The 18,577-nt window shown below is 71.6% G+C and carries 16 protein-coding genes; 9 read left to right on the top strand and 7 right to left on the bottom strand.

Translation table 11 applies throughout. The annotated features are described in order from the left end of the window. Nucleotides 1-9: 9 nt before the first annotated feature. From VFR90_RS14765 to aceB, 5 genes are all read right to left on the bottom strand, one after another. The gene (locus VFR90_RS14765; RefSeq protein WP_414676547.1) at nucleotides 10-2,064 is read right to left on the bottom strand and encodes a M13 family metallopeptidase; all 2,055 of its coding nucleotides are present in this window, start codon (nucleotides 2,062-2,064) and stop codon (nucleotides 10-12) included. 185 nt (nucleotides 2,065-2,249) lie between these two features. Then, nucleotides 2,250-2,969: an anti-sigma factor gene (locus VFR90_RS14760; RefSeq protein WP_326406912.1), complete on the bottom strand. Its 720-nt coding sequence runs from the start codon at nucleotides 2,967-2,969 to the stop codon at nucleotides 2,250-2,252. A gap of 94 nt (nucleotides 2,970-3,063) precedes the next feature. Next, nucleotides 3,064-3,618, bottom strand: a complete 555-nt coding sequence (locus tag VFR90_RS14755; protein ID WP_326406911.1) for a sigma-70 family RNA polymerase sigma factor — start codon at nucleotides 3,616-3,618, stop codon at nucleotides 3,064-3,066. Nucleotides 3,619-3,646: 28 nt separating this feature from the next. Continuing rightward, nucleotides 3,647-5,323 (bottom strand): DUF4394 domain-containing protein, encoded by a 1,677-nt coding sequence (locus tag VFR90_RS14750; protein ID WP_326406910.1) that lies wholly within the window; start codon nucleotides 5,321-5,323, stop codon nucleotides 3,647-3,649. A 161-nt stretch (nucleotides 5,324-5,484) separates the two neighbouring features. Then, entirely contained in the window at nucleotides 5,485-7,083 is a 1,599-nt protein-coding gene (gene aceB / locus VFR90_RS14745) for a malate synthase A (RefSeq protein WP_326406909.1), read from the bottom strand. Nucleotides 7,084-7,277: 194 nt separating this feature from the next. Here aceB and VFR90_RS14740 point away from each other — a divergent pair, with 194 nt between their 5' ends. After that, on the top strand, nucleotides 7,278-8,204 hold the full coding sequence (locus tag VFR90_RS14740; protein WP_326406908.1) for a LysR family transcriptional regulator: 927 nt from the start codon (nucleotides 7,278-7,280) through the stop codon (nucleotides 8,202-8,204). Here the strand turns inward: VFR90_RS14740 and VFR90_RS14735 are convergent. Together VFR90_RS14735 and VFR90_RS14730 are read right to left on the bottom strand one after the other, a co-directional pair. Beyond that, entirely contained in the window at nucleotides 8,179-8,490 is a 312-nt protein-coding gene (locus tag VFR90_RS14735) for a PsiF family protein (protein WP_326406907.1), read from the bottom strand. The genes VFR90_RS14740 and VFR90_RS14735 overlap by 26 nt on opposite strands. 140 nt (nucleotides 8,491-8,630) lie before the next feature. Beyond that, on the bottom strand, nucleotides 8,631-10,007 hold the full coding sequence (locus VFR90_RS14730) for a protein kinase domain-containing protein (RefSeq protein WP_326406906.1): 1,377 nt from the start codon (nucleotides 10,005-10,007) through the stop codon (nucleotides 8,631-8,633). Nucleotides 10,008-10,144: 137 nt separating this feature from the next. On the opposite strand from VFR90_RS14730, the gene argS reads away from it, so the two are divergent. The 8 genes from argS to VFR90_RS14690 all read left to right on the top strand — a co-directional run bounded on the left by argS (nucleotide 10,145) and on the right by VFR90_RS14690 (nucleotide 18,303). Further along, nucleotides 10,145-11,854, top strand: a complete 1,710-nt coding sequence (argS, locus tag VFR90_RS14725; protein ID WP_326406905.1) for an arginine--tRNA ligase — start codon at nucleotides 10,145-10,147, stop codon at nucleotides 11,852-11,854. A 10-nt stretch (nucleotides 11,855-11,864) separates the two neighbouring features. Then, nucleotides 11,865-12,476, top strand: coding sequence for an SPOR domain-containing protein (locus VFR90_RS14720; RefSeq protein WP_326406904.1), 612 nt, complete (start codon nucleotides 11,865-11,867; stop codon nucleotides 12,474-12,476). Between the two features lie 160 nt (nucleotides 12,477-12,636). Then, a complete protein-coding gene (locus VFR90_RS14715) occupies nucleotides 12,637-13,287 on the top strand; it encodes a thiol:disulfide interchange protein DsbA/DsbL (RefSeq protein WP_326406903.1) in 651 nt (216 codons plus the stop codon). 161 nt (nucleotides 13,288-13,448) lie between these two features. Further along, a complete protein-coding gene (gene lptA / locus VFR90_RS14710) occupies nucleotides 13,449-14,030 on the top strand; it encodes a lipopolysaccharide transport periplasmic protein LptA (protein ID WP_326406902.1) in 582 nt (193 codons plus the stop codon). 62 nt (nucleotides 14,031-14,092) lie between these two features. Further along, the gene (gene lptB, locus VFR90_RS14705) at nucleotides 14,093-14,854 is read left to right on the top strand and encodes an LPS export ABC transporter ATP-binding protein (RefSeq protein ID WP_326407118.1); all 762 of its coding nucleotides are present in this window, start codon (nucleotides 14,093-14,095) and stop codon (nucleotides 14,852-14,854) included. Between the two features lie 118 nt (nucleotides 14,855-14,972). Beyond that, nucleotides 14,973-16,562: an RNA polymerase factor sigma-54 gene (locus tag VFR90_RS14700; protein ID WP_326406901.1), complete on the top strand. Its 1,590-nt coding sequence runs from the start codon at nucleotides 14,973-14,975 to the stop codon at nucleotides 16,560-16,562. Further along, nucleotides 16,559-17,047, top strand: coding sequence for a hypothetical protein (locus VFR90_RS14695; protein ID WP_326406900.1), 489 nt, complete (start codon nucleotides 16,559-16,561; stop codon nucleotides 17,045-17,047). Before VFR90_RS14700 ends, VFR90_RS14695 begins: the two co-directional genes overlap by 4 nt. Further along, nucleotides 17,044-18,303, top strand: a complete 1,260-nt coding sequence (locus VFR90_RS14690) for a THUMP domain-containing class I SAM-dependent RNA methyltransferase (protein WP_326406899.1) — start codon at nucleotides 17,044-17,046, stop codon at nucleotides 18,301-18,303. The genes VFR90_RS14695 and VFR90_RS14690 overlap by 4 nt, the downstream gene beginning before the upstream one ends. The last annotated feature ends 274 nt before the right edge of the window (nucleotides 18,304-18,577 follow it).

Below are 18,577 nucleotides of genomic sequence, written 5' to 3'. Positions count from 1 at the left end.
GGCGACTCTTCACCAGATCGAGACGCGCTGCTCCGGCGGCAGGTACATCGCGTCGCCCGGCTTGACGCCGAAGGTCGTGTAGAACGTCGGGTGGTTGCGCACCGTGCCGTTGACCCGGTACTCGGGCAGCGAATGCACGCCGGCCTTCACCTGCTGGACCATCGCCGCCTCGCGCGCCTTGCCGCGCCACACCTGCGCGAAGCCGTAGAAGAAGCGCTGCGCGCCGCCGAGGCCGTCGATCACCGGCGCCGGCTTGCCGCCGAGCGACAGCTGCCAGCCCTTCCACGCCGCCTCGAGCCCGGAGTTGTCGGCGATGTTCTCGCCGAGCGTCTGCTCGCCGTTGAGCCGGTAGCCGGGCACCGGCTCGAAGGCGCCGTACTGCTCGACCAGTCGCCGCGTCTTCGCGACGAAGCGCGCACGGTCCTCCTTGGTCCACCAGTCGCGCAGGTTGCCCTGAGCGTCGTACTGGCTGCCCTCGTCGTCGAAGCCGTGGCTGATCTCGTGACCGATCACCGCGCCGATGCCGCCGTAGTTGACCGCCTCGTCGGCCGCCGCGTCGAAGAACGGCGGCTGCAGGATCGCCGCCGGGAACACGATCTCGTTGAGCGAGGGGTTGTAGTAGGCGTTGACCGTCTGCGGCGTCATGAGCCACTCGTCGCGATCGACCGGCTTGCCCAGCTTCGCGACCTGCCGCGCATGCTCGAAGCGCCGCGCGCGCTCGACGTTGCCGACGAGGTCGTCGCGCCGGATCGCCAGCGCGTCGTAGTCGATCCACTTCGTCGGGTAGCCGATCTTCGGCACGAAGGTCGCGAGCTTGGCCTGCGCTTCCTTCTTCGTGGCCGGCCCCATCCAGTCGAGCTGTTCGAGGCTTTGCCGGTAGGCCCGCATCAGGTTGCCGACCAGCTTTTCCATGCGCGCCTTGTGCTCGGGCGGGAAGTGCTTCGCGACATAGAGCTGGCCCAGTCCCTCGCCGAGCGACTCCTCCACCAGCGCGACCCCGCGCTTCCAGCGCGGCTGGTTCTCGGGCGTGCCGCTGAGCACGGTGCCGACGAAGGCGAAGCGCGCGTCGACGAAGTCGCGGCCGAGAAAGGGCGCCATCGCGCCGGCGTAGCGCAGCTTCGCGTAGGCCTTCCACACCGGCAGCGGCGCGCTCGCGAGCTGCTCCGACAGCGCCTTCAGGTAGCTCGGCTGCCCGACGACCAGCACGTCGGCCTTGCCCGCCGCGCCCGCGGCGCCGACGAAGCCGGGCCAGTCGATCTGCGGCGCCAGCGCCATCAGCTGCTTGACGTCCATCGGGTTGTAGGCCTTGACCGGGTCGCGCAGCTCGACGCGCGTCCACTGCGCGCGCGCAAGCTCGGTCTCCAGCGCCAGGATGGCGCGGGCCTTCGCCTCGGTGTCGGTCTCGCCGACGAGCGCCAGCAGCTTCGCGATGTAGCCGCGGTACTGCGTGCGCACGTCCCTGAAGCGCGCGTCGTCTTCCTTCAGGTAGTAGTCCCGGTCGGGCAGGCCGAGGCCCGACTGGTTGACGTAGGCGCGGTAGCGCGTCGAATCCCTGGCGTCCTGGTTGATCTCGAAGCTCATCGGCGCGCCGGCGCCCACCTGCAGCGCGCGACCGAAATGCGCGACGAGCGCCCGGCGATCGTCGATCGCGTCGATGCGCTTCATCTCGGCCTCGATCGGCCCGGCGCCGAGCTTCTCGATCGCGGCCTCGTCGAGAAAGCTCGCGTACAGATCGCCGATCTGCCGGGTGCGCGGGCCGTCGGCGCGGGCCGCGGCCTGCTCGATCAGCGCGCGCAGCTGTAGCTGCGTCGTTTCGTGGATCTGGAGAAAGGCGCCGGTGCTTGGCCGGTCGGCCGGGATCGGCGTCTTCGCGAGCCAGCCGCCGTTGACGTGGCGGAAGAAGTCGTCCTGCACCCGCACGGAAGGGTCGACGAAGGGGGCGTCGATGCCGGAGGTCGGCGCCCCGGGGCGGCCCGCGTCGGTCGCGTGGCCGGCCGTCACGAGGCCGAGGGCGAGCAGGCTGGGAAGGGCGGCGAGAACGCCGAGGCGGAAGGCACTGTGCAGGTTCACGTCGAGACTCCATCGGGCGGCGGTGGCCGCGGCCAGGGGACCCGGTGGCGGCGATGGCCGCGCGGGCAACGGAAGTTGGAGAAGCGCCGCGTCGGCGCCGCCGTGGAATGTAGCGATGCGACCCGGCAGCGCCGCGTCCTTGCGACGGAGCACGGCATCGCCGCGACGAAGCGCGGCCGCTACAGCTTGACCGTGCTGCCGACGTAGAGGATCGGGCCGGTCGGCCGGCCGATCGTCGAGCCGCCTTCGGGCTCGAGCGTCAGCTCGAACAGTTGCTGCGCCTCGACTGCCGGCAGGCGCTCGACCGGCAGCTCGACCGCCTCGTTCGCACGCACCAGGCCGAGCGAGGTCGGCCCGGCTGCGCCCTGCGGCTTGGTCCAGAACTGCAGCGTGCGGCCGGCCGGCGCGGCGGCGGTGGTGGCGACCGGCAGCAGCTTCACCGTGCGGCCGGCGGTCACTTCGACGATCCAGCCGGTGTCGCGCGCGCCGCCCGGAGCCTGGAGCACCGCAAGGTAGCGATCGGGCGCCGGCGGCGCGCCGACGCGGCCGACCAGCAGTGCGCCGAGCACGATCGACGCCGCGAGCGCCGCGCCGCCGGCCAGCTGCCAGCGCCGCAGCCGCTGCCACAGCGGATCGTTCGCGGCCGGCGTCGCCGGGGCGGAGGTGGCAGGTTCGCCGAGCCGTGCTTCGATCGCCGCCCAGCCACCCGCACGCGGCTCCACCGCCGCGACGCGCCGCACGAGCCCGAGCAGCCGGTCCTGCCAGCGGTAGACCTCGGCGCGCAGCGCGGCGTCCTGCGGCAAGGCGCGCTCGATCTCGACGCGCTCGGCCGCATCGAGCGTGCCGAGCACGTACTCGCCGGCCTGGGCGCTGCGCTCGTCGGGTTCGGCCGGGATCACGGGCACCCCCTACGGCATGGGCCACGAAGGGGGCCCTTCGTGGCCCATGCCGGTCCCCGCGAGTGGGAATTCGCGCTCGGGAAACTCTCGCCGCTCATCCGAGGCACTCCTTCAGCGCGATCAGCCCGCGGCGGATCCAGCTCTTCACCGTGCCCACCGGGGTGGCGGTGCGTTGCGCGATCTGCTCGTGCGTGTAGCCCTCGACGAAGGCCTCCAGGATGCACTGGCGCTTGCGCTCGTCGAGCGTCTGCAGGCAGCGCTCGATCGATTCGGACGCATCGGCCTCGGGCGGCGGCGCGTTCGCGACGCGCGCATCGGCGATCGCTTCGAGGTCGTCGCCGGCCGCGTGCTCGGGCCGCATGCGGCGCAGCTCGTCGAGCGCGCGGTGGCGCACCACCGTGTAGATCCAGCCACGGCCCGAGCCGAGCGCGCGCTGGTAGCTCGCGGCGCGCTGCCAGACGAGCAGGAAGGCCTCCTGCAGGACGTCCTGCGCGAGCTCGCGGTCCTTGACGATGCGCTGCGCCACGCCGAGCAGCCAGCGCGCCTCGCGCTCGTAGATCGAACGCAGCGCGAAGCGCTCGCCGCGGGCGCAGGCTTCGAGCGCAGACTCGTAGTCGAAGCCATCGGCGGCGAGCGAGGGGCGGTTCATCGCGGGCGATTCTGCCGCCCGCGTGCGCTCAGTAGCGGATCGCCAGGTCGATCAGCGCCGGCCCCGCTGCGCCGCCGATCTGCGCGGCCGCGGCCGAGGCACCGCGCAGCGTCGCCGCGCCGGTCGCGAGGTTGACCGTGTACAGCGAGAACGGCCCGACGGTCGCGCTGCGCAGCGCCGCCAGCGCGAGGCCGTTGCCGCCGCCGGCGATGTCGAAGCCGGCCGTGCCCTCGACCGCGACGCCGAGCGGGCCCAGATCGACCAGCGTGCCGGCGTTCGGCGGGTTCTGCAGCGCGAGCACGTCGCTGTTGGTGTCGAGGTCGAACAGCTGCGTCGTCGCGGTGCCGGCGAAGCTGTTGGTGTAGGCCGCGGCCACCACCGAGGCCGGCGTCGCGCGGTTGATGTCGCCGTCGGTGATCGTCCAGCCGGCGGTCACCGGCGTCGCGCCGGTCACCGTCTCGACCGCGATGCGCAGGCTCTGGCCGGTGTCGCTGACGATGCGCAGGCGGTCGGCGGCCGGGTTGAAGTCGACGCTGAAGACGCTGCCGGCCAGCACCGTGTACGGCGCATTGCCGTCGGCGGTGTCGCTCGGGTTGGCGATCAGGTCGGCACGCACGGTCGCGGCGCCGGTGGCCGGATCGATCGTGTAGATGCGCCCGCCGCTGGTCGGGTTGCGCGTCACGCCGTAGAGCAGGCCGTCGCGCGGACGGACGTCGATGCCGATCAGCGTCTCGCCGACGCCCAGGCCGGTGACCGCGACCGTCGAGGTCAGCGTGTTCGGCGCCGCGGGGCTGAAGGCGACGAGCTGGTTGGCCGGGGTCAGGCCGATCACGCTCGGCGCAGCGGCCGGCGGCACGAGCGCGAGGCCGCGGATCGGCTCGCCGCCGGCGATCGCGCCGCCGGCGACGACGGTTGCCGCGCCGGTCGCGAGGTTCACCGTGTACAGCGAGGTCGTGCCGCCCACGCTCAGCGCCGCGTAGCCGGTGTTGTTGCGCGCGTCGATGTCGAAGCCGTTGACCGCGCCGGCGCCGGTGACGCCCAGCGGCAGCGGCGCGGTCAGCGTGCCGTCGTTCGGCGGGTTCTGCAGGAACAGCGTGCCGCCGGCGGCGAGGTCGAGGTCGAACAGCTGCGTCGTCGCCGTCCCGGCGAAGGAGTTCGTGTAGGCCGCCGCGGTGACGCTGGCGGTACCGCCGGCCAGTGCGATCGCGCCGTCGGTGGTGGTCGCGCCGGTGTCGACGTTGATGCGCAGGTTCTGGCCTGCATCGCCGATCACGCGCAGCCGGTCGGCGACCGGATTGAAGTCGAACGCGAACTGCGTGCCGGCGAGCGCGGTGAACGGCGCGGTGGTGTCGGCCGGGTCGGCCGCAAGCGTCGATTTCAGCGTCGCGACGCCGGTCGAGGGCGCAATCGTGTAGAGCCTGCCGCCGCTGGACAGGCCGTAGAGCGCGCCGTCGGCCGGGCGGTAGTCGATGCCGACCAGGGTTTCGCCGCTGGCCAGGCCGGTGACGGCGATCGAGCCGACCGCGGTCGCCGGCGTCGCGCGGTTGAACGACACGAGCCGCCCGCCGGCGGTGAGGGCGACGGTGTCGCCGACGGCGACGGGCCCGGCCGGGGCGGACACGGGATCGTCGTCGCCGCCACAGGCGACGAGGCTGGCGGCGACGGCGAGCGCTGCCGCGGCAGCGATGAGATTCTTGCGATGCATGAGCGGGTCTCCATGGAAGAGGATGGGTCCGCCTCTGACCTCGGGCTTGCGGGCGGTTGGCTGCACTACGGGCGGCGCCGACGCCACGGATGCAGCGGCCGGAAAGAAAAAAAGCCGTGGCCTCGGCCACGGCTTTCCTGGGCGGCGCGCCTGCCGCGCGTTCAGAGCTCTTCGTACAGCGGCAGCGTCAGGAACTCCGCGAAGTCTTCCTGCGTGCTCATGCGCTCGAAGATCTCGGCGGCGCGATCGACCGTCGTGCCCTCGTAGCCGGCCGCCTTGATGCCCGCGAGCTCCTCCGCGACCATCGCGCGAACCATCGGCTCGGTGATCTTGCGGCCGCTGTTGGGTCCGTCCGCGAGCACGCCCTTCGGGCTGCGGATCCACTGCCACACCTGCGAGCGGCTGATCTCGGCGGTGGCCGCGTCCTCCATCAGGTTGTAGATCGGCACGCAGCCGTTGCCTGCGAGCCAGCTCGCGAGGTAGTAGATGCCGACGTTGATGTTCATGCGCAGCCCGGCCTCGGTGATCGGGCCTTCGGGCTTGAACTCGAGCAGGTGCTCGGCCTCGATGTGCGTGTACTTCTTCTGCCGGTCGATCTGGTTCGGCCGGTCGCCGAGCACGTCGACGAACTCCTTCATCGCGACGTCCACCAGCCCCGGGTGCGCGACCCAGCCGCCGTCGTAGCCGTCGTTCGCGTCGCGGCGCTTGTCCTTGATGATCCCGGCCATCGCGATGGCGTTCTTCTCGGGATCGTTTTTGATCGGGATCAGCGCGCTCATGCCGCCGATCGCCGGGGCGCCGCGCTTGTGGCAGGTCTTGAGCAGCAGCAGCGCGTAGGCGCGCATGAAGGGCGCGGTCATCGTCACCAGCTTGCGGTCGGCCAGGCAGAAATCGCGGTCGTTCTTGAACTTCTTGATGCAGCTGAAGATGTAGTCCCAGCGGCCGGCGTTCAGGCCCGCGCTGTGCTCGCGCAGCTCGTAGAGGATCTCGTCCATCTCGAAGGCGGCGAGGATGGTCTCGATCAGCACCGTGGCCTTGATCGTCCCCTGCGGCAAGCCGAGCTCCTTCTGCGCCGCGACGAAGATGTCGTTCCACAGCCGCGCCTCGAGGTGGCTCTCCATCTTCGGCAGATAGAAGTACGGGCCGGCGCCGCGCTCGAGCTGCTCGCGCGCGTTGTGGAAGAAGAACAGCGCGAAGTCGAAGATGCCGCCGCTGACGCGCTGGCCGTCGACGCCGACGTGCTTCTCGTCGAGGTGCCAGCCGCGCGGGCGCACCTGCAGCGTGGCGATCTTGTCGTTGAGCTTGTAGGTCTTGCCGGCCTGGCCCAGCGTGAGCGTGCGGCGGATCGCCTTGTAGAGATTGATCTGGCCTTGGATCTGGTTCGTCCACACCGGCGAGTTGCTGTCCTCGAAGTCGGTCATGTACGAGTCCGCGCCCGAGTTGAAGGCGTTGATGACCATCTTGGCCTCGACCGGGCCGGTGATCTCGACGCGCCGGCACTCCAATGCCTTCGGGATCGGCGCGATCTTCCAGTCGCCCTCGCGCACCGACTTCGTCTCGGCGAGGAAGTCGGGCCGCTCGCCGGCGTCGAGCCGCTTCACGCGCTCGACGCGCGCGGCCAGCAGCTGCTGGCGGCGCGGCTCGAAGGCGCGATGCAGCTTGGCGACGAAGGCCAGCGCCTCGGGGGTCAGGATGGTCTCGAAGCCGGGCTGGATCGCGCCGGTGATCTGCATGCCGGCGGGCAGCGTGAGGGTGCTCATGGCGGGCTCCTGGTACGTCGGAAGGTGGGCGCGGCGCCTGCGCGAACGCACGGCGGCGGTGTCGTGGCGCCCGCAACTTTAGGCGGCGACAGCGCCGCGATTGCACGCCGCGACCATGCTTGATTCGTGACCTGGATGCACATAATCGCCGGCCCGACCGGGCCCATCACGTCTTTCCAGGCAGGCACTCGACGATGGATCGCCTCAAGCAGATCGAGTCCTTCATCGCGGTCGCGGCGCGCGGCAGCCTGGCGGCGACGGCCAAAGCGGAAGGCGTCGCGCCGGCGGTGATCGGCCGGCGCCTCGACGCGCTCGAAGCCCGGCTCGGCGTCAAGCTGCTGCTGCGCACCACGCGGCGCATCACCCTGACGCCGGAGGGCAGCGCCTTCCTCGAGGACGCGCAGCGCGTCGTCGCCGAACTGGCGAACGCCGAGGCCAGCGTCAGCGCCGGCGGCCTGCGCGCGCGCGGCCATCTGCGGCTGACCGCGCCGGCCGGCTTCGGGCGGCGGCACGTCGCGCCGCTGGTGCCGGTGTTCGCCGGGCTGCATCCGGAGGTCAGCGTCTCGCTCAACCTGAGCGACCGCGTCACCGACATCGTCCACGAGGGCTTCGACTGCGCGGTGCGCGTCGGCGACCTGCCCGATTCGAGCCTGGTCAGCGTGCGATTGGCCGACAACCGCCGGCTCTGCGTCGCGGCGCCGGGCTACCTCGCGCGCGCCGGCACGCCGCGCCACCCGCAGGAGCTGGCGCGCCACCAGTGCCTGTCGCTCAGCTCGAACGCGAGCCAGGCGCGCGGCTGGGCTTTCGTGGTCGAAGGCCGGCTCACGCACCAGCGGCCGGCCGGCCGCATCGACTGCTCCGACGGCCAGGTGCTGCACGACTGGTGCGTCGCCGGCCACGGCATCGCGTGGCGCAGCGTGTGGGAGGTCGAGGCAGAGGTGCGCGCGGGCGCGCTGGTTTCGCTGCTCGACGACTTCGCCGCGCCGCCGAACGGCATCCACGCGGTGTTCCCGCAGCGCCGCCACCTGCCGCTGCGGGTGCGGCTGTGGATCGATTTCCTGAAGCGGACCTACGGCGACGCGGGCTACTGGGGCGTCAAGCCGACAGGCAGGACTTCATGAATGCCTTGCGCTCGTCGCCCTTGAGCTCCTTGGCCTTCGGGTCGGCATTGCAGGTTTTCATTTTGTCCTGCTGGGTCGGCTTCTTCGCCGCCAAGCAGGTCTTCATGAAGGCCTTGCGCTCGTCGCCGGTCTTGCCTTCGGCGTCCTTGTTGCACTGGGTCATCTTGTTCTGCTGCGCGGTCGGGGCCTTGTCCTGGGCCATGTCCGGCGCTTCCTTGTGGGTGTTCGCCTGCACGGGCAGCGCGCAGGCGGCGGCGAGCGCGGCGGTGATCAGCAGCTTGTTCATCGGGACTCCTCGGGCGGTGGGATGGGCGGGGCCGCGACGATTGAAGCAGGCGCGCGGCGGCACCGCAAGCGGAGCAACGCCGCCTCGGGGCGGGCCGCAGCCGACGCGGGCCGCAACCGCCGAACACGCGCGCCGGCGCGTCAGGCGATGCGGCGCGGATGCGCCAGCGCTTCGTGCGCGCCGTGCAGCCGGCGCACCAGCACGCGGATGAAGGCCTCGTCGAACAGATGCCGGCAGTTCGGGCTCAGCCGCGCCATGGATTCGGGCGTGAACGAGATCATCGTCGCCGGCTCGACCACCGCGACATCGGTGCTGTGCCGGCGCAGCTCGGGGTTCGGCGCGAGGTAGGCCATCTCGCCGACCGAGGTGCCGGCGCCGAGGAAGGCGACGCGCTTGCCGTCGCGATGCACATCGACCGCCCCGGCCGCGATGATGTGGAAGGTGTTGCCCTCCTCGCCGCGCCGGTAGATGAGGTGATCGACCGGGTAGCGCCGCCAGGCCGCGCGGTGCACGACCTCCCACAGCTCGACGTCGCCGAACTCGCTGAAGAACTCCAGCGTGCGCAGCAGCGTGAAGCGCTCGGAGTCGAGCACGCTCTGGCTGTCGCCGCGCGGCACCTGCCGGTTCGCGACCAGCGCCGACAGCGCCTGCGCGAACTCGGGCCAGCCGCTGTAGCGATCGGCCGACTTCTTCGCGAGCGCGCGCTGGATCACCGCGTCGAAGGCCGGCTCGACACCGTGGCGCAGGCCGGCCAGCGGCGCCGGCTCGGCGGTGACGATCTGCGCCATCAGCACCGACTGCGCTTGCGCCTCGAACGGCGGCCGCCCGGCGATCAGGTGGTAGAGCACCGCGCCGAGCGAATAGATGTCGGCGCGCGCGTCGAGGCTGGCGCCGTCGAGCTGCTCGGGCGCCATGTAGATCAGCGAGCCGACGCGGAAGATCTGCGTCGTGTCGGCGCGCAGGTTCAGCGCGCTGCCGAAGTCGCTGACCTTCACGTCGATGATCTGCGGCGGCGCGGCGCCCCCGCCGGTCGCTGTCGGCGAAGCCGCCTGCGGCGCGCTGGCCAGCCGCGCGAGCAGGTTGGCCGGCTTCACGTCGCGGTGGATCAGCCCCTGGCGCGAGACGTAGCCGAGCGCCATCGCGCACTTGAAGCCGATTTCCACCACCTGGTCGAGCGGCAGCAGCGCATCGGGCCGGCAGTAGGGCCGCAGCGTCGTGCCGGCGACGTACTCCATCACCACGTAGGAGCCTTCGTCGTCGACCACCGCGTCGTAGATCGGCACGACGTTCGGATGCTGCAGCCGGCCGACCAGCGCGGCCTCGGCCGCGAAAAAGCGCGCCTGCAGCGCCTCGTCGTCGGCGTCGACCGCGTGCGCGCGCACGCGCTTGACGGCGACGTCGCGCGCGTTGAAGTCGTCGCGGCAGAGGAAGACTTCACTCGTCGCGCCTTCGCCGAGCTTGCCGAGCACGCGGTACTTGCCGATCCGGTCGGGCAGGGGAGCAGCGGGTGGATTCATGGTGGCGTGGCGATGATGGTTCCATCGGCGAGGCCGCTCGGCAAGCCGCGTGCGAGTGCGCCGCCTGGGCCGTGAAGGACTGCCTGCGAGGCCCGCCGCTGCAGGGCCGCGCGAGGGTCGCCGCCTAGAATCCTTCGATGATTCAAGCGCAGAAGGAGCTGCTTCAGGCGCTCGACGCCTCGCTCGCCGAGATCGTCGCCGAAGCCGGTGGCAGTACCGCGAAACCGGTCGCCGCATTCGAGAGCCCGAAGCAGGCGGCGCACGGCGATCTGGCGATCACCACCGCGATGCAGCTCGCCAAGCCGCTGAAGCGCAATCCGCGCGAAGTCGCGCAGGCCTTGATCGCCCGCTTGCGCTCGCGCGGCGCAGTGCAGCGCTGGGTCGAGCAGCTCGAGATTGCGGGCCCCGGCTTCATCAACCTGAAGCTCAAGCCGGCGGCGAAGCAGCAGGTGGTCGCCGAGGTGCTGGCGGCGGGCGCGGGCTTCGGCCGCCAGCCGTCCCGAGACGATCGCGTGATGGTCGAGTTCGTCTCGGCCAACCCGACCGGGCCGCTGCACGTCGGCCACGGCCGGCAGGCGGCGCTGGGCGACGCGATCTGCCGGTTGTTCGAAACGCAGGGCTGGCAGGTCACGCGCGAGTTCTATTACAACGACGCCGGCGTGCAGATCGCGACGCTCGCGAGCTCGGTGCAGCTGCGTATCCAGGGCCTCGCGCCGGGCGACGCCGGCTGGCCCGAGGCCGCCTACAACGGCGAATACATCGCCGACATCGCGGCCGACTTCCTCGCGAAGAAGACGGTCAAGGCGGACGACCGCGAGTTCACCGCCTCGGGCGACGCGAACGACCTCGACGGCATCCGCCAGTTCGCGGTGGCCTACCTGCGCCACGAGCAGGACCTCGATCTGCAGGCCTTCGGCGTGCGCTTCGACCACTACTTCCTGGAGTCGAGCCTGTATGCGAGCGGGCGGGTCGAGGCGACCGTCGGCAAGATCGTCGAGTCGGGCAAGACCTACGAGCGCGACGGCGCGCTGTGGCTGCGCAGCACCGAAGACGGCGACGACAAGGACCGCGTGATGCGCAAGTCCGACGGCTCGTACACCTACTTCGTGCCCGACGTGGCCTACCACGTCACCAAGTGGGAGCGCGGCTTCACGAAGGTGATCAACGTGCAGGGCACCGACCACTACGGCACGATCGCGCGCGTGCGCGCCGGCTTGCAAGCCTATTCGGCGCAGACCAGCCAGGGCATCCCCGCCGGTTATCCGGACTACGTGCTCAACACGATGGTCAAGGTGATGAAGGGCGGCGAGGAGGTCAAAATCTCCAAGCGCAGCGGCGGCTACGTGACGCTGCGCGACCTGATCGACTGGACGAGCCGCGACGCGGTGCGCTTCTTCCTCATCAGCCGCAAGGCCGACACCGAATTTGTGTTCGACGTCGATGTCGCGATCAAGCGCAGCGACGAGAACCCCGTCTACTACGTGCAGTACGCGCACGCGCGGATCTGCTCGGTGATCGAACAATGGCGCGCCGCCGGCGCGGCCGAGGCCGAGGCTGTCGAAGCCGACCTGTCCAGGCTGGTCGCGCCGACCGAGACCGCGCTGATGCTGAAGCTGGCCGCCTACCCGGCGATGCTGACCGGCGCGGCGAACGAGCTGGCGCCGCACGACGTCGCCTTCTACCTGCGCGAGCTCGCCGGCGCCTTTCACGCCTACTACGCGGCCGAGCGCTTCCTCGGCGACGACGTGGCGCTGAGCCGCGCTCGTGTTGCGCTGCTGCACGCGACCGCGCAGGTGCTGCGCAACGGTCTGGACGTGCTCGGCGTCTCCGCGCCCGAGCGCATGTGACGGAGCGACGATGAGGTCCCGAACGAAGATCGGACAAGGCCAGGCCGGCGGCTTCCTCGTCGGCGCGGTGATCGGGCTGCTGGTCGGCCTGGCGCTCGCGCTCGGCGTGGCGCTGTACGTCACCAAGGTGCCGGTGCCCTTCATCAACAAGGTGCCGCAGCGCACCGCCGAGCAGGACGCGGCCGAGGCGGAGAAGAACCGCAAGTGGGACCCGAACACGCCGCTGCACGGCCGCAACCCGGCGGCCTCGGCGGCCGGCTCCACGGCACCCGCGGGCGTGGTGCTGCCGCCGCCGGCGCCCGACGCGCAGCGCAGCGCGACGCTCGGCGCGCCCGCGAAGCCCGGCAGCGACCTCTCGACCACTGGCGCCGGCGCGGTCGACGGCGCCTTCGTCTACTTCGTGCAGGCCGGCGCCTACTCGCGCACCGAAGAGGCCGAGGCGCAGCGCGCCAAGCTCGCGATCCAGGGGTTCGAATCGAAGATCACCGAGCGCGAGCAGTCGGGCCGGATCATGTACCGCGTGCGCATCGGCCCGTTCGCGCAGCGGCTCGATGCCGAAAAGGTGAAGGACACGCTCGACGGCGCCGGCACCGTCGCCGCCCTGGTTCGCGTGCAGAAGTGACCCACCCCCGTTGCGGCTTCGCCGCTCCCCCTCAAAGAGGCGCCGCTGGCGGACCAGCGAAGCCGGATCCGCGGCGGCCACCCGTAGGCGACGGACGGTTGAACTCCTCTCGGACGCCGGCGCTCACAGCCAGACCGCTTTTTGACAAGGACATTCCTCGATGAACCGCCGTGACTTCGCTCTCGCTTCCGCCAGCACCGCAGCCTGCGCGGCGCTCTTCGGCCCGGCCGCGGCCCATGCCCAGGGCGGCCCGGTCGAGGGCACGAACTACGTGAAGCTGGGCGCGCGCCAGCCGACGCAGGATCCGAAGAAGATCGAGGTCGTCGAGTTCTTCTGGTACGGCTGCCCGCACTGCGCGAGCTTCGAGCCGATGCTCGAGACCTGGGCGAAGAAGCTGCCGGCCGACGTGAACTTCCGGCGCATGCCGGTGGCCTTCCGCGAAGTGCCCTACGTGATCCACCAGAAGCTGTACTTCGCGATCGAGACGATGGGCCTGCTGGACAGCCTGCACCGCAAGGTGTTCAACGCGATGCACGTCGAAAAGCTCAAGCTCGACACGCCGGACAGCATCGGCGAATTCGTCGCGAAGAACGGCGTGGACAAGGCCAAGTTCCTCGACACGATGAACTCCTTCGGCATCGCCACGCGCGCCAAGCAGGCCGCGGCGCTGTCCATCGGCTACAAGATCGACGGCACGCCGGCGATGGGCATCGACGGCAGCTACTTCACCTCGGGCTCGATGGCCGGCGGCAACGACCGCGCGCTCGCGGTCACCGATTTCCTCGTCGCGCGCATCCGCAAGGGCGCCTGAGCCTGCGCCGCCGCTAGCCGGCGCGCGCCGATCGCACAAGAGGCGTCGGGCGCCCGCGTCGTTCGCGCCACAACCGGGCGCCGATGCTCGAAGGCAAGCAAAGGGGCCCGACGCGGCCCCTAGAATCGGCTGCAAGATTCATGCCGAAGAGCTTTGCCGTCATGCCTGCCTTCTTGTTCCGGACCGCCGCGGTGCTCGCCGTCACGCTCGGCCTGGCCGCCGGCGAGGCCGCCGCCGAGCGCGGCGACCGCCGCCAGCCGCTCGCCTTCGTCGCCGACAGCGCCCGGGTCGACGAGCTCAAGCAGACCAACATCCTCCTCGGCAACGTCGAAATCACGAAGGGCACGATCGTGATCCGTGCCGACCGCGTCGAGGTCAAGCAGACGCGCGACGGCTACCAGTCGGCCATCGCCACCGGCAGCGCGAACAAGCGCGCCTACTTCCGCCAAAAGCGCGAGGGCAGCGACGAAGTGCTCGAGGGCGAGGCCGAGCGGCTGGAGTACGACAGCCGCAGCGACGTGGTCAAGCTGGTCAACAACGCGGTGCTGCGCCGCTTTCGCGGCAACACGCTGGCCGACGAGGTGGCCGGCAGCCTCATCTCCTACGACAACACGACCGAGGTGTTCCAGGTCGTCGGCGGCGACACCTCGGCGGCGACGCCGGGGCGCGTGCGCGGCGTGTTGACGCCGCGCGAGGCGCCGAAGGACGGGCCGCCCACCCCGGCCCCGGAGGCCCGGCCTTGAAGGTCGGCCTCGCCCAGGGGCCGAAGCCGCCCGCCTCGCGCGCCGCGCAAGCCGCCGCCGCGCTGCAGGCCGACGCCGCGGCGCCCAGCCGGCTGGAAGCCAGCGGCCTGCAGAAGACCTACGGCGCGCGCCGCGTGGTGAAGGACGTGCACGTGGCCGTCTCGGGTGGCGAGGTGGTGGGGCTGCTGGGGCCCAACGGCGCGGGCAAGACGACCAGCTTCTACATGATCGTCGGGCTGGTGCGCGCGGATGCCGGCGAGATCCGCATCGACGGCCGGCCGATCGAGCGCCTGCCGATCCACCAGCGCTCGCGGCTCGGCCTGAGCTACCTGCCGCAGGAGGCGTCGATCTTCCGCAAGCTCACCGTCGAGGAAAACATCCGCGCGGTGCTCGAGCTGCAGACCGACGAGGCCGGCAAGCCCTTCGCGCCCAAGCGCATCGGCGAGCAGCTCGACGGCCTGCTGCGCGACCTCTCGATCGAGAAGCTGCGCGACAGCCCGGCGCCAGCGCTTTCCGGCGGCGAACGCCGGCGCGTCGAGATCGCCCGCGCGCTGGCGACGCAGCCGCGCTTCATCCTGCTCGACGAGCCCTTCGCGGGCGTCGATCCGATCGCGGTGATCGAGATCCAGCGAATCATCGGCTTCCTGCGCGCGCGCGGCATCGGCGTGCTGATCACCGACCACAACGTGCGCGAGACGCTGGGCATCTGCCACCGCGCCTACATCATCAACGAGGGCCGGGTGCTGGCCGAAGGCACGCCGGAGCAGATCGTCGAGAACGCGGACGTGCGCAAGGTCTACCTCGGCGAACACTTCAAGATGTGATGACGCCCCCCCCCGTTGCGCCTTCGGCGCTCCCCCCCGGGGGGGCGCCCCGAGCGGACCGGCGGAGCCGGATCCGCCGCGGCTGCTTGGTTGGGCTGCGCACTGCGAGTGCTGCGTCGTGAAGCCAGGCTTGCAGCTGCGCGTCTCGCAGCACCTGGCGCTCACGCCGCAGTTGCAGCAGTCGATCCGGCTGCTGCAGCTGTCGACGCTCGAGCTGCATCAGGAAGTCGAGCAGATGCTCGAGCAGAACCCGTTCCTCGAAGCCGACGAGGAGCACGCGACGCCCTGGGACGCGCCGGCCGAGCGCGCGGCAGTCGATGCGCGCGGCGACGACGAAGCCTGGGACGGCGTCAACGGCAGCAGCAGCCCGTCGGCCGCCGCCACCGAGGCCGCGCCGGCCGAGGGCGAGCCCGCGCCGATGGACGGCAACGACTTCGGTACGCCCGAACGCGAGGACTGGGAGAACGGCACCGAGGCCGAGGACTTCGACGGCATCCGCGAGACGCCGGGCCGCAACGCCGCCGGCGACGCGAGCGACGACTACGACGCCACCGAGCGCAACAGCGCCGCACCCAGCCTTGCGGAGCACCTGCGCGAGCAGCTGCGCGGCATGCGGCTTTCGGCGGCCGACCGCGCGGCGGTGATGGTGCTGATCGAGTCGCTCGACGAGGACGGCTACCTCGCCGACCCGCTCGAGGAGATCGCCGAGCGGCTGGCCGCGTCGCCCTCGTTCGACGCGCCGCACAACGGCCACGACCTGGACGACCCCGACGACGCCGAGACGCTGCTCGACCGCCTGCGCTGCGCGCTCAAGTGGCTGCAGAACATGGAGCCGCTGGGCGTCGGCGCGCGCGACCTGCCGGAGTGCCTGGTGCTGCAGCTGCGCGCCGGGCCGCGCTGCGAGGCGCAGCTGATCGCGATCCTGATCTGCAAGCACCACCTCGAGCTGCTCGCGCGCCGCGACGCGAAGAAGCTGATGGCCGCGACCGGCGCCGACGAAGAGCTGCTGAAGGCCGCGCAGGCGCTGATCGTGCGCTGCGAGCCCAAGCCGGGGCGGCCGTTCGCCAAGGCCGAGGCGAACATCGTGATCCCCGACGTCATCGTGCAGAAGGCCGGCCGCGGCTGGCGGGTCACGCTCAATCCCGACGTGATGCCCAGGCTGCGCATCAACGACCTTTACGCGCAGGCGATCAAGCAGCAGCGCGGCGCGCGCACCGAATCCGGCGCGGGCCTCTCTGCGCGGCTGCAGGAGGCGCGCTGGTTCATGAAGAACATCCTGCAGCGCTTCGACACCATCCAGCGCGTGAGCCAGGCGATCGTCGAGCGGCAGAAGGGCTTCTTCAGCCACGGCGCGATCGCGATGAAGCCGCTGGTGCTGCGCGAGATCGCCGACGAGCTCGGCCTGCACGAATCGACCATCTCGCGCGTGACCACCGCCAAGTACATGAGCACGCCCTACGGCACCTACGAGCTCAAGTACTTCTTCGGCTCGTCGTTGAACACCGACGCCGGCGGCAACGCATCGAGCACCGCGGTGCGCGCGCTGATCAAGCAGCTCGTCACCGCGGAGGACGCGAAGAAGCCGCTGTCGGACAGCCAGCTCTCCTCGATGCTGGAGGAGCAAGGCATCCAGGTGGCGCGCCGCACCGTCGCGAAGTACCGCGAGGCGCTGAAGATCGCGCCGGCGAACCTGCGGCGCGCGCTGTGAGGGCCGCCGCCGCGGGCAAGGCGGCCGCGGCCGTGGCCGGCGTGCCGCTGGCGGGCGGCTTCAGCTTCGCGCTGGCCTGGGGCCTGTCGTGGAGCGTCGAGCGGCTGTTTCCTCCCGAGCTGCTCGGCCCCTCGGCGGCCGAGGGCGTGTTCGACGGCAGCCGCGCGCCGGCGCAGGTGGCCTGGCTCGCGCTGGTCGCCGCGCCGCTGTACGAGACGCTGTTCGCGCCCGGCGCGCCGATGGAGATCGCGCACCGGCTGCGCTTGCCGCTGGCCTGGGGCCTCGTGGCCGGTGCCGCGGTGTTCGGCCTCGCGCACGCGATCGGCGGCGGGCCGGGGCACGGCTTCGTGATGCTGGCCGTGGGCCTGGTCTTCGCCGGCGTCTACGCCGCCTACCGCAGCGCCGGCATGCTGGTGGCCTACTTCGCGGCGGCCGGTGCGCACCTCGTGCACAACGCGCTTTCGCTCGCCCTGGTGCATCGATGAACGCCGTGCTCTTTCTGCCCTGTGCCGCCGGCGTCGAGGCGCTGCTCGCCGACGAGGTGGCGCGCCTGCTGCCGAAGGCCGCGGTGCGCACCCAGCGCGGCGGCGTGGCGCTCGGCGGCGGCGTGCGCGAAGCGATGACGCTGAACCTGCACAGCCGCCTCGCGCAGCGGGTGCTGTGGCGCGTCGCCGAAGCGCCGTACCGCCACGAGGACGATCTCTACGCGCTGGCGCGCGAGCCGCGCTGGGCCGACTGGATCACGCCGCGCCACACGCTGCGTGTGGACGTGACCGCGCAGCGCGCGCCGCTGAAAAGCCTCAACTTCGCCGGCCTGCGCATCAAGGACGCCGTGTGCGACCAGCTGCGCGAGACGCAGGGCGCCCGCCCCGATGTCGACCTGCACCGGCCCGACCTGCCGCTGCTGCTGCACCTGAGCGCCACCCACGCGACGCTCTACGTCGACACCTCCGGCGAGGCCCTGTTCAAGCGCGGCTGGCGCCAGGACCAGGGCGAGGCGCCGCTGAAGGAAACGCTCGCCGCCGCGATGCTTGCTGCCGCCGGCTGGCAGGGCCGCGCGGAGGACGGCGCCCTGCTCGACCCCGTCTGCGGCAGCGGCACGATCGCGATCGAGGCCGCGCAGATCGCCTGCGGCATCGCCGCCGGTGCGCTGCGCCGCTTCGCCTTCGAGCGCCTCGGCCCCTTCCGCGACGCCGCCGCGCAGGCCGCCTGGCGCGAACTGCGCGAGGCGGCACGCGCGCAGCAGCATGCAAGCGCGGTGGCCATCTTCGCGGGCGACGTGGCCTTCCGCATGACCGACTTCGCCGCCCGCAACGCCGAGCGGGCCGGCGTCGCCGCTGCCATCGACTTCAAGACCGCCGACGCGCTGCAGCGCATGCCGCCCACCGGGCGCGGCACGCTGCTGCTGAACCCGCCGTACGGCGAGCGCATCGAGCCGAAGGGGACGGGCGGCACGCGCCTGCCCGCCGTCGGCGGCGCGCGGACGGCGGCGCGCGAGGGCTTCGCCGAGGGCGAATCCGCCGGCGACTTCTTCGCCCGGCTCGCCACCCACTGGAAGCGCCACTACGCCGGCTGGACCGCCTGGGTGCTGAGCCCCGATCCGAAGCTGCCGCAGGCGATGCGCCTGAAGGAAAGCCGCCGCGTGCCGCTGTGGAACGGGCCGATCGAATGCCGGCTGCTGCGCTTCGATCTCGTGGCCGGCTCGATGCGCGAACGCAGCAGCCCCACGCCGCCCGGCTGAGCCGCCGCGCCGCGGTCGGCGCCGTGACACCGTTGGTCACGACTCGCCCCTAAGTCGAAACCCGAGCGGCCATCGGCCGCAGCGATGATCGCGGCCCCTGGTTTCATGTCGCCGACGCGACACCGTCTCGGTGGAATCCCTTGCTTCGGCCCGTCATGCCGTCCAGCCGCTGTCGGCGGCCGGCCGCCGCGCCGTCTTGCCGGGGCTCATAGCCCTGCTCGCCACTTCGGCCGCCGCACAGACGCTCGCCGACCCGTCCACCCAGGAGCTGCTG

It is taken from the genome of Methylibium sp., from assembly GCF_035762065.1.
GTDB lineage: Bacteria > Pseudomonadota > Gammaproteobacteria > Burkholderiales > Burkholderiaceae_C > Methylibium.
This window is presented reverse-complemented; position numbering and strand designations above follow the sequence as displayed.